The 17937-nt window shown below is 45.2% G+C and carries 17 protein-coding genes and 1 tRNA gene; 9 read left to right on the top strand and 9 right to left on the bottom strand.

The features are described from left to right. Positions 1-81 precede the first annotated feature (81 nt). Together R8O10_RS01940 and R8O10_RS01935 are read right to left on the bottom strand one after the other, a co-directional pair. Entirely contained in the window at positions 82-768 is a 687-nt protein-coding gene (locus R8O10_RS01940; RefSeq protein WP_005387437.1) for a general secretion pathway protein GspB, read from the bottom strand. Next, positions 768-2384: an ExeA family protein gene (locus R8O10_RS01935; protein ID WP_033906082.1), complete on the bottom strand. Its 1617-nt coding sequence runs from the start codon at positions 2382-2384 to the stop codon at positions 768-770. The genes R8O10_RS01940 and R8O10_RS01935 overlap by 1 nt, the downstream gene beginning before the upstream one ends. A 137-nt stretch (positions 2385-2521) precedes the next feature. Here R8O10_RS01935 and R8O10_RS01930 point away from each other — a divergent pair, with 137 nt between their 5' ends. After that, entirely contained in the window at positions 2522-3742 is a 1221-nt protein-coding gene (locus R8O10_RS01930; RefSeq protein WP_005379907.1) for a multifunctional CCA addition/repair protein, read from the top strand. Between the two features lie 52 nt (positions 3743-3794). Here R8O10_RS01930 and R8O10_RS01925 read toward each other — a convergent pair whose 3' ends face one another. Genes R8O10_RS01925 through folB form a run of 3 tightly spaced genes read right to left on the bottom strand, consistent with a single transcriptional unit; the run spans position 3795 to position 5451 of the window. Then, positions 3795-4598 (bottom strand): undecaprenyl-diphosphate phosphatase, encoded by an 804-nt coding sequence (locus R8O10_RS01925; protein WP_017820255.1) that lies wholly within the window; start codon positions 4596-4598, stop codon positions 3795-3797. Between the two features lie 14 nt (positions 4599-4612). Beyond that, positions 4613-5095: a 2-amino-4-hydroxy-6-hydroxymethyldihydropteridine diphosphokinase gene (gene folK / locus R8O10_RS01920; protein ID WP_005387457.1), complete on the bottom strand. Its 483-nt coding sequence runs from the start codon at positions 5093-5095 to the stop codon at positions 4613-4615. Continuing rightward, positions 5092-5451, bottom strand: a complete 360-nt coding sequence (gene folB / locus R8O10_RS01915) for a bifunctional dihydroneopterin aldolase/7,8-dihydroneopterin epimerase (protein ID WP_005379859.1) — start codon at positions 5449-5451, stop codon at positions 5092-5094. Before folB ends, folK begins: the two co-directional genes overlap by 4 nt. A gap of 250 nt (positions 5452-5701) precedes the next feature. Here folB and plsY point away from each other — a divergent pair, with 250 nt between their 5' ends. Further along, on the top strand, positions 5702-6313 hold the full coding sequence (plsY, locus tag R8O10_RS01910) for a glycerol-3-phosphate 1-O-acyltransferase PlsY (protein WP_065274167.1): 612 nt from the start codon (positions 5702-5704) through the stop codon (positions 6311-6313). A 34-nt stretch (positions 6314-6347) separates the two neighbouring features. Here the strand turns inward: plsY and R8O10_RS01905 are convergent, their stop codons facing one another. Together R8O10_RS01905 and tsaD are read right to left on the bottom strand one after the other, a co-directional pair. Further along, positions 6348-7163 (bottom strand): alpha/beta fold hydrolase, encoded by an 816-nt coding sequence (locus tag R8O10_RS01905; RefSeq protein WP_065274166.1) that lies wholly within the window; start codon positions 7161-7163, stop codon positions 6348-6350. 176 nt (positions 7164-7339) lie between these two features. After that, positions 7340-8356, bottom strand: a complete 1017-nt coding sequence (gene tsaD, locus R8O10_RS01900; protein WP_005379854.1) for a tRNA (adenosine(37)-N6)-threonylcarbamoyltransferase complex transferase subunit TsaD — start codon at positions 8354-8356, stop codon at positions 7340-7342. 230 nt (positions 8357-8586) lie between these two features. On the opposite strand from tsaD, the gene rpsU reads away from it, so the two are divergent. From rpsU to R8O10_RS01870, 6 genes are all read left to right on the top strand, one after another. Continuing rightward, complete coding sequence (rpsU, locus tag R8O10_RS01895) at positions 8587-8802, top strand: 30S ribosomal protein S21 (protein WP_001145625.1); 216 nt, start codon at positions 8587-8589, stop codon at positions 8800-8802. 27 nt (positions 8803-8829) lie between these two features. Next, on the top strand, positions 8830-9273 hold the full coding sequence (locus R8O10_RS01890) for a GatB/YqeY domain-containing protein (RefSeq protein WP_005379720.1): 444 nt from the start codon (positions 8830-8832) through the stop codon (positions 9271-9273). Positions 9274-9422: 149 nt separating this feature from the next. After that, positions 9423-11189 (top strand): DNA primase, encoded by a 1767-nt coding sequence (gene dnaG / locus R8O10_RS01885; protein ID WP_005379719.1) that lies wholly within the window; start codon positions 9423-9425, stop codon positions 11187-11189. Positions 11190-11288: 99 nt separating this feature from the next. Next, entirely contained in the window at positions 11289-13151 is a 1863-nt protein-coding gene (rpoD, locus tag R8O10_RS01880) for an RNA polymerase sigma factor RpoD (RefSeq protein ID WP_005395986.1), read from the top strand. A 155-nt stretch (positions 13152-13306) separates the two neighbouring features. Then, positions 13307-13382: transfer RNA gene (locus R8O10_RS01875), tRNA-Ile, on the top strand. A gap of 261 nt (positions 13383-13643) precedes the next feature. Beyond that, on the top strand, positions 13644-14447 hold the full coding sequence (locus R8O10_RS01870; RefSeq protein WP_017633488.1) for a MetQ/NlpA family ABC transporter substrate-binding protein: 804 nt from the start codon (positions 13644-13646) through the stop codon (positions 14445-14447). 95 nt (positions 14448-14542) lie between these two features. Here R8O10_RS01870 and R8O10_RS01865 read toward each other — a convergent pair whose 3' ends face one another. Together R8O10_RS01865 and R8O10_RS01860 are read right to left on the bottom strand one after the other, a co-directional pair. Continuing rightward, the gene (locus tag R8O10_RS01865) at positions 14543-14818 is read right to left on the bottom strand and encodes a hypothetical protein (RefSeq protein ID WP_005383040.1); all 276 of its coding nucleotides are present in this window, start codon (positions 14816-14818) and stop codon (positions 14543-14545) included. A gap of 223 nt (positions 14819-15041) precedes the next feature. After that, the gene (locus tag R8O10_RS01860; protein WP_005379714.1) at positions 15042-15761 is read right to left on the bottom strand and encodes an SIMPL domain-containing protein; all 720 of its coding nucleotides are present in this window, start codon (positions 15759-15761) and stop codon (positions 15042-15044) included. A gap of 233 nt (positions 15762-15994) precedes the next feature. Between R8O10_RS01860 and R8O10_RS01855 the strand changes: the two genes are divergently transcribed. After that, the gene (locus R8O10_RS01855; RefSeq protein WP_065274143.1) at positions 15995-17758 is read left to right on the top strand and encodes a lysophospholipid acyltransferase family protein; all 1764 of its coding nucleotides are present in this window, start codon (positions 15995-15997) and stop codon (positions 17756-17758) included. Positions 17759-17937 lie beyond the last annotated feature (179 nt).

Raw genomic sequence — 17937 nt, 5'->3', positions numbered from 1 at the left:
ATCAGAATAGATGCAAAAGATGCTCTGAAAAATAAAAAGCCAGCGATATGATTTCGCTGGCTTGATGTGTTTCTACAAGAGTTACCCTTTCCACTCATACAACGCTGGTATACGAATTTGCTCACCTTGGAACTCAACAATCACAGCTTGCGGTTGTATTTCTCTTAGAGTGACCTGATCATCAACGACATCCCCTTGATGATACTCAACATTGTTAATTTTCACCCAACGGCGATTTTCATCACTGGCATACATATGGGTTTGCAAATTAAGCGCAGGTAGACGCCCTTGCCACTGGTGAGCGTTGCGCTCTAAATCGTTCACGCGTGCCGTTTGTGATGACGAATTGTCATCATCTCGGGATAAGGCATTTTCGACCTTCCTAGCTAAATCAGGAGATAATGAGGATAAATCCAGATCATCCAAAGACAACCCGAGGTCCTCTTCAGCAGCAGAAGTCGTTTGGGTTGATGCTGAGTTGCGTGTTTCATCTCTGCTTGGTGTATGGCTCGTGTATTCATCGGGGGTGGTAAATGTACCAAAATCACGCGATAGCTCTGCACTTGGCCACTCTCTTGGCAATTGGGCCAACTGGGTGTTCTCTGGATAGTCCAATACTTTGAAAGGTGATACCACTTCGACCTTTTCTATCGGGGACGTTGTATCTACTTCAACACTCGGTGCAAAGAGATCTAAGTACCAAGCGACTCCGATAGCAGAAGCAGTGATTGGCAGCAAGAACAGACCTATATGTTTCACAGCTGACATTATGCGTCCTCCTTCTCGATTCTCGCCAGTTGAGGCGCATCTGGCTGAACATTTTGCTGAAGTCGGTCTAGCGTTCGCTTACCTGCAATACCATCGACACCAATTCCTTGCCAACGTTGAAATAATTCGACTCGCTCTTTCATCGCACCATCAAAAATAGACGTTTCAAGCAGTGGCTCACTCACCGCTTCTGCTAATAATCGGTCTAATACTTCAATCGCAGGGCCTTCCATGTCTAAACGTAATGTTTCATTCAGCGGAGCATGCCACAGTTCGATAATATTGCCCTGCCACAACGGCTTTAGCCACGAAACTGGCAGACGAAGACGCTGCTTACCATTGAGCACTTCAGCTTGGTCATTACCGACGGCATATAGAATGACATACCCAACATCACCTTGATAATTCAACTCCAAGATCACAGGGCGATTTTGTTGCATCAACAGCGGCCAAGTCGCCATTTTACGCTCACAACGCATAGTCGACTGCGGTTCTGACAAACAAAGATTATCGCGAACCGATGCTTGATATCCCCACAAACGATACAAATCATTTACAGCGAGGTTCGACTGTTTTTGTGTTAACAATAAATCACGCTGCTCATCAGTTAACTGTTGGCTGACGACGGTTGGTGTTGGCTCTACTCTTGGCTCCGTCACTTGTGTCAACACTGACGTCGCTTGAGCTGGCATATAATTCACGACCGCCCACCCCGTACTTAATGCAGCAATAAGGCCTACCGTGACAGAGCCCCAAGCAGGCCAACGGAAAGTCCGGCGCTCTTTTTTATCTTGCTGATAAATATCTGCCTGAAACTGCATCACTTCTTCACAGGCCTGCTGAACGGTTTGCTTATCCACCACCACATTACCCTGGTGATAACTAATGTTGAGGGATTTGTCACAGATAAGGTTGATGAGCCGCGGTATACCGTGACTGTATTTGGCTATAAGTTTACAAGAAGCACGATTAAACAGTTGCTGGTCGCCACCTGCTGTATGTAGTCGAAATGCGATGTAATCTTCTGTCTCTTTTTCATCCAACGGCAACAGGTGATAACGCCCGGTAATACGCTGGGCAAGTTGGCGTAGTTGTGTTGTTTGTAATAACCGCTGCAATTCAGGCTGCCCGACCAACAACACTTTGAGCAATTTTCTGGTATCGGTTTCCAAGTTGGTCAACAAGCGCAACTGCTCTAGAACGTCGGCAGCAAGGTGTTGAGCCTCATCAATGACCAGCAATGTCTGCCAGCCTGAACGATAATTACGCAGCAAATATTGATGGATAACCTGGTTTAGCTGTTTGAGGTTTGCATCTGGCGGATAGGTGATTTTGAACTCATCGCAAATGGCTTCGAGCAAGTCTCTACTCGAAAACGTGGGATTGAGAATAAGACCCGCTTTGGTGTTATCACCCAAATTCGCCAGCATCGCTTTTGCGACGGTCGTTTTGCCTGTACCTACTTCGCCAGTAAGCATAGCAAAGCCACCGCCATCGCCTAGCCCAGCTTGGAGATGTGTGATTGCCTCTTTGTGACGTTGGCTTAAATACAAATAACGTGAGTTTGGAACAATCGAAAATGGTTGTTCGACAAACCCAAAAAAGTCCTTATACATTAGGCTCTCCAGCTAAAAAACCACCTGGGAATAGTCAGACATGGTATAAACGCTCTTCTTCTATTCTTAGGAGTAAAGAAAAGTACCATTGCTTGCTACAATGTCCAACGGCATATCCATAAATTAAGAGGTAATTCGTGCAAGTTTATTTAGTAGGTGGCGCAGTTCGAGATAAATTGCTCGGAATTGATAGTTATGACAACGACTGGGTGGTCGTAGGCGCGACGCCCGAGATGATGCTGTCCCAAGGATACACCGCCGTTGGTAAAGACTTTCCTGTATTTCTGCATCCCAAAAGTAAAGAAGAATATGCCCTTGCACGAACAGAGAGAAAGTCAGGTTCTGGTTACACTGGTTTTGAATGTTTCTTCGATCAAAACGTCACCTTAGAAGAAGATTTGATACGTCGTGATTTAACCATTAACGCGATGGCAATGGAGAGTGATGGCACGATCCATGACCCATATGGTGGCCAGCAAGATCTCAACGATAAACTGCTACGCCATGTATCAGACGCCTTTATTGAAGACCCTCTACGCGTTTTACGTGTCGCTCGCTTCGCAGCGAAGCTTGCTGATCTAAACTTTACGGTTGCCGACGAAACCATGCGGTTAATGCGTCACATGGCAGAGTCCGGAGAGCTGAGCACACTGACTCCCGAGCGTGTTTGGCAAGAATGGCATAAATCTCTCTCTACTCCTCGCCCTGATATTTTCTTATCGGTTCTACGAGACTGTGGTGCATTAACCGTGGTGTTACCTGAAATTGATGCACTATTTGGCGTACCTCAACCTGAGAAGTGGCATCCAGAAATCGATACTGGCATCCATACTTTGATGGTGGCAGAGCAAGCCGCAAAATTGAGTAACTCACTCCCCGTCAGGTTTGCCGCCCAAGTGCATGACTTGGGTAAGGGCGTGACGCCAGAGAGCGAATGGCCAAGCCACAAAATGCATTGCCATACAGGATTAAAACTGATCAAAAAGCTGTGCGAACGTGTCCGGGTACCAAATGAGTTTCGTGATTTAGCCTTGATGGTGTGCGAACAGCACTCCAATATTCATCGCGCGGCTGAACTTAAACCACAAACCATAATTAAAATACTCAATAAACTTGATGTGTGGCGTAAGTCCGAACGTCTGCAAGATATCTTGCTTTGCTGCCAAGCGGATCACGCTGGTCGTAAAGGACTGGAAACGCAACCATATCCACAGGCGGATATTTTTAGGCAAGCCTACCAAGCAGCAGCGGCAGTTGACGTTCAAGCCATTATCAAAGAGGGCTTTAAAGGCCCTGCGATTCGTGACGAGCAAGAAAAACGACGTATTGAAGCAGTGAAAGCAGCACTTAAGAAGTAACGAACAAACAAAAACGCCCGCGGATTTCGCGTGCGTTTTTCGTTAACATCAATTATGCACTTAATAGAAAAGCGAACAAACCGACGCCCAAAATGAGACGGTAAATCACAAACGGTGTCATGCCCATTCGTGAAATCATCTTCAAGAAGAAGTGGATACAGATGTACGCACTGATAAACGATGTGATAATGCCAGTCATTAAGAAACCAACATGGACAGGTTCACCACTGGTCACTAACTTCATGCCTAAGTAGCTACCAGCTAATGTAATGATTGGGATCGACATTAAAAACGAAAATCGGGCAGCCGCTTCTCGAGTAAAGCCAAGGTAAAGCGCTGCTGTGATGGTCGCCCCTGAACGTGAAGTTCCAGGAATCATCGCTAAGGCTTGAGCAATACCGATAAATACAGCTTTCTTCCAACCCGTTTGGTATTCATCGGCAACGAGTTTAGCGTTTTTGTCTACCCACCATAGCAACAGGCCAAATACGATCGTAGTAGTCGCGATGACGTAAGCGCTACGTAGATACACTTCAATGATGTCTTTCATCAATAAGCCGAACACACAAGCTGGAATCGTCGCAATCACGATCATCCAAGCCAATTTAGCTTCTTTACTGCGATCTCCTTTAAAGATCGAAGCAAATAACGCTTGAAACAAAGTGATTACTTCATGACGAAAATAGATCACGACAGCCATTAATGTACCGACGTGAACAGCAACATCAAAGGCTAGACCTTGGTCTTCCCATCCTAAAATAGCGGAAGGCAGGATCAAATGGGCAGAGCTTGAAATAGGCAAAAACTCTGTCAGCCCCTGAATCAGAGCCAAAATAAAGGCTTCAAAATAACTCATGTAAACAACTCAAATTAAAAATGAAAGGAAACGGGTTTGAGCGAATCGACTGGCTGCATAGCATGCCAAATGTCTGCGACTGTGCGTCCATCGCCTGGGATCACTAATTGCGGTTCGAGATCATACAGCGGCTTTGTGACAAAAGGATATTTGTAGATATCACTGCGAGGTAGCTCAGGTTTTTTCTTGGAGACGCGCTCACCGAACAACACTATATCGAGATCCAGTGTTCGATCCTGATACTTTTGCGCGTTTTCTTCGCGTCCCCACTTAAATTCAATCTCGCGTAGTTGATGGCTCAACTCTTCTAATGACAACTCGGTACGCATTGCAACGACAAAGTTGTAGAAATTCTTGCTGCTAAAACCAATAGGTTCGCATTCATATATCGGTGATACGAGGAGATTTTCTCCAAGCCGTTGCAGCTCCTGATACGCAGCAAGCACATGTTGCTCTCTTTCTACGTTCGTCCCAACACCGATATAGGTGGTGATCATGCTCGGCCTCGCTCAATCACCACACCAACAGCACGTGCTTGCGGCACGGCGCCAGGCTTCGCTAGGCGGATTTTCACCCAAGGCACTGAGAAACGCAGCATGATAAGCTCTGCTACTTCTTCAGCCACGCGCTCGACCAGTAAGAAACGACCATTTTCAATGTGGTTAAGTACCGCCTCACTCACCTGCGAATAATCCAGTGCATCTTGCACATCATCACTTTTGCCCGCAGGTTTATTATCGTGTGCCATTTCAATATCTAGAACCAACTTTTGTTTGATTTGTTGCTCCCAGTCGTACACGCCAATTGTGGTGATTACTTCTAACTGTTCAATAAAAACTTTATCCAGAGCCATCTTATGTCCTTCTATTACAGAGGTCGGATACCCGTGAGGGGTAATTTGATCGTAGTATTCTATACCTAAGTAACATTTACTTTGGTCATCACAATGTTACTTAGGTATAAACTGCGAAAGCATCTTTATATACAAGAAATCACATAATGCAAGCTCTATCACAGTGAGGATTTCTGCATTATGTAAATTCGGGGTATGATAGCAACTACGCGGGAACCGAGCATTAAATTCCAATCCATCAAGGACTTCTATGGACGCACTGGCACTGATAATGACAATGGCCGCCTATTTATTAGGTTCGGTTTCCAGTGCGGTTTTGATCTGTCGACTCTTAAAACTGCCAGACCCACGCAATGTGGGATCTAACAATCCTGGAGCAACGAACGTATTGCGTATTGGCGGACGAGGAGCCGCTGTTTCAGTCTTGTTGTGCGATATGCTCAAAGGCACTATCCCCGTGTGGGGCGGATACTTTCTTGGTATCGACCCTATCATTCTGGGCGTCATCGCCATTGCTGCCTGTCTTGGCCACATGTACCCCATCTTTTTCCACTTTAAAGGCGGAAAAGGTGTCGCAACCGCGCTTGGCGCTATCGCTCCGATCGGTTTGGACTTAACAGGATTGGTAATGTTAACTTGGCTGTCAGTAGCCGCGCTATTCCGCTATTCATCCTTAGCGGCTCTCGTCACGGTTTTGGTCACTCCGTTTTATACTTGGATGTTTAAACCGCAATACACGTTACCTGTTGCTATGCTGTGCTGCTTAATCGTTTTTAAGCATCATCAAAATATTCGTCGGCTTTTGTCTGGCGACGAGCCAAAAATCGGCGAGAAAAAACTGACACAAAAAAACTCGGCTTAATGCCGAGTTTTTCGTTTAAAGAAGGATGTATTGGTTACGCATGAACTCGATTCAGGAAGTTCAACAACATCTGGTTGACGAACTCAGGTTGCTCTAAACAACTGATATGTCCCGCTTGGGGAATCTCCACCAACTCACTGCCTGTGATACAGTCTTTCATTAAATAAGATTCAAAAACTGGACGGGGTTTATCTTCACAGCCCACTGCAATTAACGTCGGCAGAGCAAATTTTTCCGAATCCTCAATCACATCCCGGCGACCAAACACCATGCGCCCTATGCGAGCTACTTCCACCGCACGCTCACCATTCAGGTCTTCTAAACTGCGTTTGAATGAAGCGACAAGTTTAGGGTTATCCTGATTGACGTTGTTGGCAAAGAACAGCGGCACAACGGCTTCAATAATTGGCGCAGGCACTGCTTGGACTTGGCTGATGGTATCAAGCATTGCAAAATACTTCTTATACGTAACTTCTGGCTCCCAGCCAATGAAGGTATCCATCAATACCAGTGACTTAACACGTTGCGGCGCTTGAGCCGTTAGCTCTGCTCCCCACATGCCGCCAACAGATAAGCCCACTATCGAGAATTCTTCGATATCTAAATGATCCATCAATGCCAACATATGTTGTGCATAGTCGGCCAATGACTGTGTCGATGCAGGTGCAGCGTCCGATTCACCATGTGCCCAAAGATCTGGCACAATACAACGGAATGACTGGCTTAAAACCTCAACTTGCGGCGCCCACATTTGGCTATCCCAAAGGTAACTATGACCAAATAGAAGCACAGGGCCCTCACCTTTATCTAGATAAGCAAGTTGCTGACCTTCAATTTCAAACTTATTCATTGTTATATCCATTTCTTATTCTTCCACGTCATCCTAGCACTGAAACAATAGCGAACTGCTCGCATCAGTCAGAATGTAAAACGAGGCGGTTCATTGAATAATTAAAAATAAAGGCCTCTGAGGAGCAGAGACCTTTATTACACAGAACCGGTTTCAAACCTACCGCATAAATTTGACTAAGCGACAGGTGTTAGTTGATCAATTGGCCAACGTGGACGAGCCTCTACTGACATATCAGCCACTTCGCCATTCTTCAAGCGCTGCATGCCTGCGTAAGCGATCATCGCACCGTTATCTGTACAGAACTCAGTACGTGGGTAGTAAACTTCGCCGCCAACTTTCTTCGCTAACTTCTCTAACTCAGCTCGCAAACGACGGTTAGCACTCACACCACCAGCAATAACAATGCGTTTCATGCCTGTTTGCTCAAGCGCGCGCTTACATTTAATAGCCAACGTAGCACACACAGCCTCTTCAAATGCCAATGCGATGTCCGCGCGAGTTTGCTCGTCATCACCGTTTGCAGCAATCGTGTTAGCCGTAAAGGTTTTTAGACCAGAGAAACTCATGTCCAAACCTGGCACATTCGTCATTGGGCGCGGGAACTTAAAGCGGCCCGGTGTACCTTTTTCCGCCAGTTTAGATAATAGTGGACCGCCTGGGTAATCCAAACCCATTAGCTTCGCTGTTTTATCAAACGCTTCGCCCGCCGCATCATCAATCGACTCACCTAGAATTTTGTACTCACCGATGCCTCTCACCTCCACCATCATAGAGTGACCGCCCGATACTAATACCGCCACAAACGGGAACGGTGGAGGGTTATCTTCCAACATTGGGGCCAATAGGTGACCTTCCATATGATGAACAGGTACCGCTGGCACTCCCCAAGCATAAGCAATACTGCGACCGATAGTCGCACCCACTAATAGCGCCCCAACAAGACCAGGCCCCGCGGTATACGCGACACCATCGATGTCTTTTGAAGTTAAGTTCGCTTCTTTTAGTGCCTCTTTAATAAGAGGAATGGTTTTCTTTACGTGGTCACGTGAAGCCAACTCAGGCACCACACCGCCGTAATCTGCGTGCAGTTTTACTTGGCTGTATAGCTTGTGTGACAAGAGACCGTTTTCATCGTCATAAATTGCGATGCCAGTCTCGTCACAAGAGGTTTCAATACCAATAATGCGCATGGTTTTCTCAGTATGCTTTCTGTATAGAGGAAATTTGGGCGTCATATTACCTCGCCTTGGTGCTGCAAACAAATTTTGTACAGACAATAATCGACAAAAGGCTTTACAAAGTAGTTGTGATCGGATTAAAATTCCGCACCATTTTTGATCAAGCTGGTAAGAGACCTAACAATTGTGATTTGGTCTGTTGAATACCAGCGTTAACGAATAACCCCTGAGGTGAAAGGCATATGCCAGTAGTTAAAGTACGTGAAAACGAACCGTTCGACGTTGCTCTACGTCGTTTTAAGCGCTCTTGCGAAAAAGCAGGTATCCTTTCTGAAGTGCGTCGTCGTGAGCACTACGAAAAACCAACTACAGTTCGCAAACGCGCTAAAGCAGCAGCTCAAAAGCGTCACGCTAAGAAGCTAGCTCGCGAAAACGCTCGTCGCGTTCGCCTGTACTAATAACTGAGCTCCAAAAGGAATTTAGTTATGGCTCTGATTGATCAACTCAAAGAAGAGCAAAAATTAGCGATGAAAGCCAAGGACAAATTGCGCCTTGGTACTATTCGTTTAGCCCTATCAGCAATCAAGCAACGTGAAGTTGACGAACAGATTACTCTGAACGATGACGACATTCTTGCAGTATTGACCAAGATGGTTAAACAACGTCGCGACTCTGTAGCGCAGTTTGAAGCAGCGGGTCGTCAAGATCTTGCTGATGCGGAACAAGCAGAAATTACCGTTCTTGAGGACTTTATGCCTCAACCACTGACAGACGAAGAAGTAGCGGCTCTCATCGAGAACGCGATTGCTGAATCTGGCGCAGCTGGCATGCAAGACATGGGCAAAGTAATGGGCGTTCTGAAACCGCAAATTCAAGGGCGTGCAGATATGGGTAAAGTAAGCGGTTTAGTTCGCGCTAAATTAGCTTAAGGTACCCCACCCAATTGCAGCAAGCCGTGCTATCCTTTGGAGCGCACGGCTTGTTTGTATCTGGATGGATGGAATGAAATCAATGGGCAATACGCTCATTCTTTTAAGGCATTCACTCCACTCATCATCTTCTTTTTTTGTTAGGTTTTATGGCTGGACACATCCCTCGCAGTTTTATCGATGACCTTCTAGCTCGACTTGATATTGTCGATATCATCGACGCACGTGTGAAACTTAAGAAAAAAGGCAAAAACTACGGCGCATGCTGCCCGTTCCACAACGAAAAGACACCCTCATTCAGTGTCAGTCAAGAAAAGCAGTTCTACCATTGTTTTGGTTGTGGCGCGCATGGAAATGCCATCGATTTTTTGATGGAATTCGACCGACTAGAATTTGTCGAAGCCATTGAAGAACTCGCTTCATACTTGGGTTTAGATGTTCCTCGCGAACAACGTAGCGGCGGTAATGGTTCGTTTCAATCAGGCCCACAAGCAAGCAGCAGTGAAAAACGTAACCTATACGACTTAATGGGCAGCATTGCTCAATTTTATCGTAACCAACTCAAACAGCCAGCAAGTAAGGTGGCGATTGAGTATCTAAAAGATCGCGGCCTGTCTGGTGAAATCGTCCAGAAGTTTGGCATCGGCTATGTGGCTGATGAATGGGATTTAGTTCGTAAGAACTTTGGCCAGAATAAAGAAAACCAAGACATGCTCGTCACAGGCGGCATGTTGATTGAAAACGATAAAGGCAACCGCTACGACCGATTCCGTGGTCGAGTGATGTTTCCTATTCGAGACAGACGCGGCCGAGTAATAGGCTTTGGTGGTAGAGTATTAGGTGACGGGACACCAAAATATCTCAACTCACCCGAAACCCCGATATTTCATAAAGGTAAAGAGTTGTATGGCCTTTATGAAGTACTACAAGCGTACCGTGAGCCACCACAAATTTTAGTGGTTGAAGGCTATATGGATGTTGTCGCGCTTGCTCAATATGGCGTAGATTATTCCGTTGCCTCATTGGGAACCTCGACAACGGGCGATCACTTGCAAGTGTTATTCAGGCAAACAAGCACCGTCGTGTGTTGTTATGACGGTGACCGCGCAGGCCGTGAAGCAGCGTGGCGTGCCATGGAAAATGCATTGCCTTACCTAACTGATGGTCGCCAGTTAAAATTCATGTTTTTGCCGGATGGAGAAGATCCCGACTCTTATATCCGGCAAAACGGAAAACAAGCATTTGAGCAGCAAGTGTCTAATGCGATGCCCTTGTCTGAATTCATGTTCAGCTCATTGACTCAGCAGGTCGACATGAGCACGAAAGAAGGCATGGCAAAACTGAGTACTCTTGCGGTTCCTCTCATTGATAAAGTCCCTGGCGGCACTTTAAGACTATACTTGAGAGAATTGCTTGGCCGCCGTTTGGGTTTGGTTGATGAACGCCAACTACAGCAGCTAATTTCAAAACAAGGTAAAGAGGATAAAAGGCCTCAACCTCATAAAGAAATCAAGCGAACGCCGATGCGAGAAGTGATCGCGTTACTGATTCAAAACCCACAATACGTAAGTATGGTGCCAGATCTAACTAGCGTTAGAGATTTGCCCATTCCTGGTCTAAGTTTATTTGTTGATGTACTTGATAAATGCCAAGCGCATCCCCATATCAACACAGGCCAATTATTAGAGCATTGGCGAAACAGCCAAAATGAGACCCTTCTGTCTCGTCTCGCGAGTTGGGACATTCCACTCGATGAGGACAACCAAGAAGAAATCTTTTTAGACTCACTGGATAAAATTATTGCCCAGTGCGTAGAAAAACAAATTGAAAACCTGCAGGCCAAAGCAAGAAGTGTCGGTTTATCAGCCGAAGAGAAAAGGGAGCTGCTAGCACTTATGCTAGATTTAAAAGCGTAACCCTGTTTAATTAGTCAGCAACGATTTAATTTGTTATAGTAAGTGGTTTGCATTTCGCATACTGATTCCTTCACCAGATTACGAAGTTGGATACCGTCTATGGATCACAATCCGCAGTCACAGCTAAAGTCACTTGTTATTAAAGGCAAGGAACAAGGCTATCTGACCTACGCCGAAGTAAATGACCACCTACCTGCTGAAATCGTAGATTCAGAACAGGTAGAAGACATCATTCAGATGATCAACGACATGGGCATTAAGGTAGTAGAAACTGCTCCTGATGCTGATGATTTAGCACTGAACGATGACACAAATATTACCGATGAAGATGCAGCCGAAGCTGCAGCCGCTGCACTTTCTAGCGTAGAGAGTGAGATTGGTCGTACAACAGACCCAGTACGTATGTACATGCGTGAGATGGGTACTGTCGAACTTCTAACTCGCGAAGGCGAAATCGACATCGCAAAACGTATTGAAGAAGGTATTAACCAAGTTCAATCGTCTGTTGCTGAATACCCAGGCACAATTCCGTACATTCTTGAGCAATTTGACAAAGTTCAAGCTGAAGAACTACGTCTTACAGACCTAATTTCAGGTTTTGTAGATCCAGATGCTGACGACACCGCTGCACCAACGGCAACACACATCGGTTCTGAACTGACTGAATCTCAGTTAGAAGAAGAAGACGATGAAGACGTCGATGACGACGAAGATAGCGATGACGATTCAGATGATTCTGAAGAAGATGTAGGTATCGATCCAGAATTAGCGCTAGAGAAATTCAACCAACTACGCAGCACCTATCAAAATCTTCAATTAGCAATCAACGAGTACGGCTATAACAGCCCGAAAGCAACCGTTGCTAATGAAATGATGCTAGACGTATTCCGCGAGTTTCGTCTAACGCCTAAACAGTTTGATCACCTAGTGAATGAACTGCGTACTGCTATGGATCGCGTTCGTACACAAGAGCGTCTGATCATGAAGTCAGTGGTTGAATACGGCAAAATGCCGAAGAAATCATTCATCGCGCTGTTCACTGGTAATGAATCAAGTGAAGCTTGGCTGGATGAAGTTCTTGCTTCAGACAAGCCATACGCTGAAAAGATCAAACGTAACGAAGAAGAAATCCGTCGTTCAATCGCTAAGCTAAAAATGATTGAAGAAGAGACTTCTCTAAACGTACAGAACATTAAAGACATCAGCCGTCGTATGTCTATCGGTGAAGCAAAAGCTCGCCGTGCGAAGAAAGAGATGGTTGAAGCGAACTTGCGTCTTGTAATTTCTATCGCGAAGAAATACACCAACCGTGGCCTACAGTTCTTGGATCTGATCCAAGAAGGTAACATCGGTCTGATGAAAGCGGTAGATAAGTTCGAATATCGTCGTGGTTACAAGTTCTCGACTTACGCAACGTGGTGGATCCGTCAGGCAATCACTCGTTCAATCGCGGACCAAGCACGTACGATTCGTATCCCGGTACACATGATCGAAACGATCAACAAGCTAAACCGTATTTCTCGTCAAATGTTGCAAGAGATGGGTCGCGAGCCACTACCGGAAGAACTGGCAGAGCGCATGCAAATGCCAGAAGACAAGATTCGTAAAGTTCTAAAAATCGCTAAAGAGCCTATCTCAATGGAGACACCAATCGGTGACGACGAAGATTCGCATCTAGGTGATTTTATCGAAGATACAACGCTAGAACTTCCGCTAGATTCTGCAACAGCAACTAGCCTTAAAGTGGCAACAAAAGACGTGCTTGCAGGTCTAACGCCACGTGAAGCGAAAGTACTTCGTATGCGCTTTGGTATCGACATGAACACTGACCATACTCTAGAAGAAGTTGGTAAGCAGTTCGACGTTACTCGTGAGCGTATCCGTCAGATCGAAGCAAAAGCACTACGTAAACTTCGTCACCCAAGCCGCTCAGAGACTCTGCGCAGCTTCCTAGACGAATAATCGCAGCGCATACAAGCTTTTAGAAATCAAAAAAGGTGACTTTAGGTCACCTTTTTTATTATCTACTGTTCTAAGTGGATAAAAACTAAGCGCAATTGCCCTAGTTGGTATCTAGACACCTTGCAACGCTTCCCCTATAATCGTTGTCCTATTAAGGCCCCTTAGCTCAGTGGTTAGAGCAGTCGACTCATAATCGATTGGTCCGCAGTTCAAGTCTGCGAGGGGCCACCATATTTCGAAAGGCGTAGCAGGTTAATACCTACTACGCCTTTTTTGTATCTTATATCTTTGGGTACAGTTTCGGTTGCGGTAACTCGTCACTAACCTCGTAATCGCTTTTCTTCTTCCCCTCTTCTTTAACTATTATCTGGCTTTCTATACGAACAATAGAAACAAAATGTCTGCTCGTGATTTAAACCATTGACCCTCAGACAACTTCTGATAGTATGGACATATAAACGTATGGACGTCTAAAGCAAAAATGGAGCTACAATGAAAAGTATTGGTCACTTAAAGAAACTAGCTTTGATTCTCACGGCAGTAGTCGGCTTAAGCGCTTGTGGAGAAAAAGATGACTCTGTCATTAAAGTGGGCGCGACAGTTGGACCACATGCACAAGTAGTCGAGGCGGTAGCGAAGGAGGCAGCGAAGCAAGGTTTGAATGTCGAAGTCATTGAGTTTTCTGACTACGTGACACCTAATGCCGCTCTTAGCGATGGTAGCATCGATATTAATAGCTATCAGCACCAGCCATTTTTAGACAACTTCAACAGTAGCCATAACGCCCAATTAGTATCAATTGGTCAGTCCATTCTTATGCGTATGGGGCTTTATTCCAATAAGTATCGCTCACTGCAAGAGCTTCCAAACAATGCACGTATAGCGCTTCCAAATGACCCTACCAACGGTGGTCGTGGTCTGTTGCTACTCGCCGATGCAGGTTTAATTGAGCTGAAACAGGGTGTTGGCCATAAAGCCGCCCTAACTGATATCACAAAAAACGCAAAATCATTTGAATTTGTCGAGGTAGATGCCGCTCAGCTACCAAGAACATTAGATGATGTGGACGCGGCTGCGATTACAATGAACTACGTAATGTCTTCTGGTTTAGATCCGAAGAAACAAAGTATCTATCTTGAAGCAAAAGACGCCCCATTAGCAGTCATGGTCATCGCCACTCGTGACGCAGACAAAAATAATGAAGCGTATAAAAAGTTCGTTTCTATTTATCAATCTCAAGCGATTCGTGATTATCTCGATCGCACTTTCAAAGGCACAATCGAAGCAGCTTTTTAATCAATAAAGCAGCGAATACTTTGCCCCACGAATCAGATAGAAAAGAGGCTAATGTTTTCTCATAGCCTCTTCTTTTCATTACTCACTAAATCGACTCATTGTCGACTTTCAGCCTCTAACTTCATTGCCAAATAAGCTTGGTCAGCAGAAACCAATTCAGGACGGTTAATCAACTTCCAGAGGAAGTATGGTGGGATTAAAAATACGATGAAGTAGAGAGATTCATGGAAGAAAACATCGGCTATCGTTTGCTGATGCTCCCAAAGTGCCGTCAGTGCGAAGAGCTCTAACATCACGCCTAATACGCCAAAGACGACAGAGACAACAATCGCTAAACCCAGTAGTTCTCTAATAAAGTGCTTGTATGCCATGATACTAATTCCTTCTAGCAATAAGTCATACTAACTTACGCTCATAAGAAAGAAGCCAGCTTGACTATCATCAAACTCCCCTCATCACAGTTAAGAACTTAGTTTTATAAAAAAGTACTTGTATATAGCGTCATCGAAGACTGATTTCCCTATCACAGAGCATAGATACCTCTACAAATAGAAGGTGATGGAACGACCAACTATTGACTATATGAGCGCAACTTTAATCAGATAAGTAATATTGAACCGTCGATACCACTCGTACTTTCTTAATGTAAGGCGTGTTGCTGTCTCGGTCATAAATCGAGAACTGCCCTTGAGTTGCACGTTTGATCTTACCCAGTGAACTCTGTGAGTCTTTCGCAAATTTCTCAGCCACTTCACGCGCATTCTTAGTCGCTTCTTCGATCATGTCTGGCTTCACATCATTCAGCTTAGTAAAGCTGTACTCAACACGATTTGCATAAGGATCTTGGTTAAGCAAAACGCCTTGCTTTCCTAGCTCACCTATTTCATTGATTGCCGCTCGAACAACATCAACACTCTGGCTATAAACCGTAACGGTTCGCGAGGCCAAATAACGATACTCAATGTCTTGCTCGCTCCCATATTGCTGTGCTTTTCTGTCAATGACCGCTGGGGAAGAAAGGGAAACGCTGGTTTCAGGAAGCCCTTTGGCACTTAGAAAGTCCAAAATCAAACGGGTTTGCTGGTCAATTTCATCAAACATGGCCCCCATATCATTACTCGCTAGAGTAAATTGAATCGGCCAAATCACCGTATCAGCAGGATACTCACGCTCCGACAAACCTTTTACTGTCACGACTCTTTCATAGGCTCGGTATTTCACCGCCGTCTGCTGCATAAAATAGCCAAGGATGCCAAGACCAAGTATCAAACTTAGCCCAATCCAAAGTGCTGCTTTATTGGAAACTCGTTCCATTATTTCCCCCTGATAAATATCAACTTAGCTTAATCTTTGTTCTAGATAAGATAGCCTATCTATTGTTTTAAGAGGGAGACATAACGCGAGTTTTGATTCATAGCACAGTGATATACCGTTTTCTTTAGTCAATAAAGCTTCATTGGTTTGTCACCAAAGGCTCATGCTTTTGCCTCTTAACTGTCATCTGTAATTTCTACTATCCAATCAGCAACTTGTACGCTGAGGTAAATATGGATAGTTCAACCCCTTTTCGTCTCCCTCGTAAAACCCCGTTTGGCATTGGTGAAAACGTTGCTGAATGGGCAACCGGTTTAAACCAACTTGATAAGTTCTACGCCCAACGCCCCGTTAATGCCGATACCAAAACTTTTCTCCGCTTCACGCTAGATATCTTAGGTATCGATTATCGCATTGCTCATGGTTCACTCGACTCAGTGCCTAAACAAGGTGCTACCGTCATTGTGGCGAACCACCCGCTTGGTTGTGTGGAAGGCGTCATCTTGGCCGAACTCTTGTTGATGGTACGAGACGATATCCAAATTCTAGCCAATCAATACCTGAAAACCGTACCAGAGTTAGATCAGCTCTTCATTGGTGTCGATGTGTTTGAAGGCAAAGACGCCGTCAAATCAAATATGAAGGCCCTCAGAGCGGCTAATAAACACCTCGCAAGTGGCGGCTTATTGCTTGTCTTTCCTGCCGGTGAGGTTTCCCAGTTAGTCGATGCCAAACAGCAACGCTTGGAAGACAAAGCGTGGAGTCGAAGCGTAAGTAGCCTGATCCGCAAAAACAAAGCAACGACAGTTCCAGTATTCATCAGTGGTCAGAACTCGAAACGCTTCTATATGGCAGGGAAAATCCATCCACTTTTGCGTACCCTAATGCTCGGGCGGGAGCTACTGAACAAACATGCACAAACCATCAACTTGTCTTTTGGCCAAGCGATTAAATTCAAAGAGCTCAACACACTTAACGATGATCAAGTGGTGAACTATTTGCGGCTCAACACTTACTTGCTCAATCGTGAAACCCAATCAGTTAAGCCTTCTTCTTCATCAGAACTGCTCTCTCCAATAGCGGCAGGGTTACCCGTAGGCGAATTGCTTGAAGAGCTGAACAACTTACCAAAAGAGTCCAAGCTGCTAACAAGTGGTGAGTTCGATGTTTACTGCACGGAGTCGCAGAGTATCCCTTCCCTACTGCATGAAATTGGTCGCCTACGTGAGCTCAATTTCCGACAAGTTGGCGAAGGGACTGGACTAGCAATAGACATTGACCATTTCGATCATGATTACCTGCATCTGTTTGTGTGGGACAGAGAGAACCAATGCTTGGTGGGCGCGTATCGTTTAGGTCTGGTTGATCAACTGATTGAAAAGCGCGGCGTAGCAGGTCTGTATTCACGAACGTTGTTTAACTATGACCAACGCTTTATCGACCAAATGGGTAAATCCATTGAGATGGGGCGCTCTGTGATTGCACATCAATATCAAAAGAGCATGAGCGCGCTACTGCTACTGTGGAAAGGCATCGCAACGTTCGTTCATCAAAACCCAGATTACACTCACCTATTTGGTCCGGTAAGCATTAGCAACGATTATAGCGATACTGCACGTCAATTACTGGCTCAATCAATGACACTGCACCACTACGACAACAATTGCGCAGAGTACGTCACACCTTCTAACCCACTTCCTGAGCACCACCGTGACTGGAACACCAGCATGCTCACTGCTCTGGGTGATTTACAGCTATTGTCACGTGTCATTGCCAGAATCGATGAAGGGAAAGGAGTGCCCGTTTTGCTGCGTCAGTACTTAAGCCTCAATGGCAAGCTGGTATGCTTCAACGTCGACCCTGCATTCAATAACGCTCTAGATGGATTGATTATGGTGGATTTGCGCGATGTTCAAGAAAAGACGTTGGCAAGGTATATGGGACGCGAGCAAGCTCATGACTACCTCGTCTATCATACTAATAGCAACGATGATTAAGAACAGTGATTAAGTAGAGAGTTGGGAATCACAAGAAGAACCGTGTGGCGACTCTCTTTATTTACCCTTTCATCAACTAATTAGGCGTGCTCCGTGAAGTGCGCCGAAAAGACTCTTATAGATACAATCTATCGAAAGATCTAGATAGCATTTATCTCACCAATTCCGTCACAAACTTT

Source organism: Vibrio sp. 1727 (assembly GCF_033344415.1).
Taxonomy (GTDB): Bacteria; Pseudomonadota; Gammaproteobacteria; order Enterobacterales; family Vibrionaceae; genus Vibrio; species Vibrio alginolyticus.
Note: the sequence above shows the minus strand (reverse complement) of the source record. Positions and strands in the feature narration are given on the sequence as shown.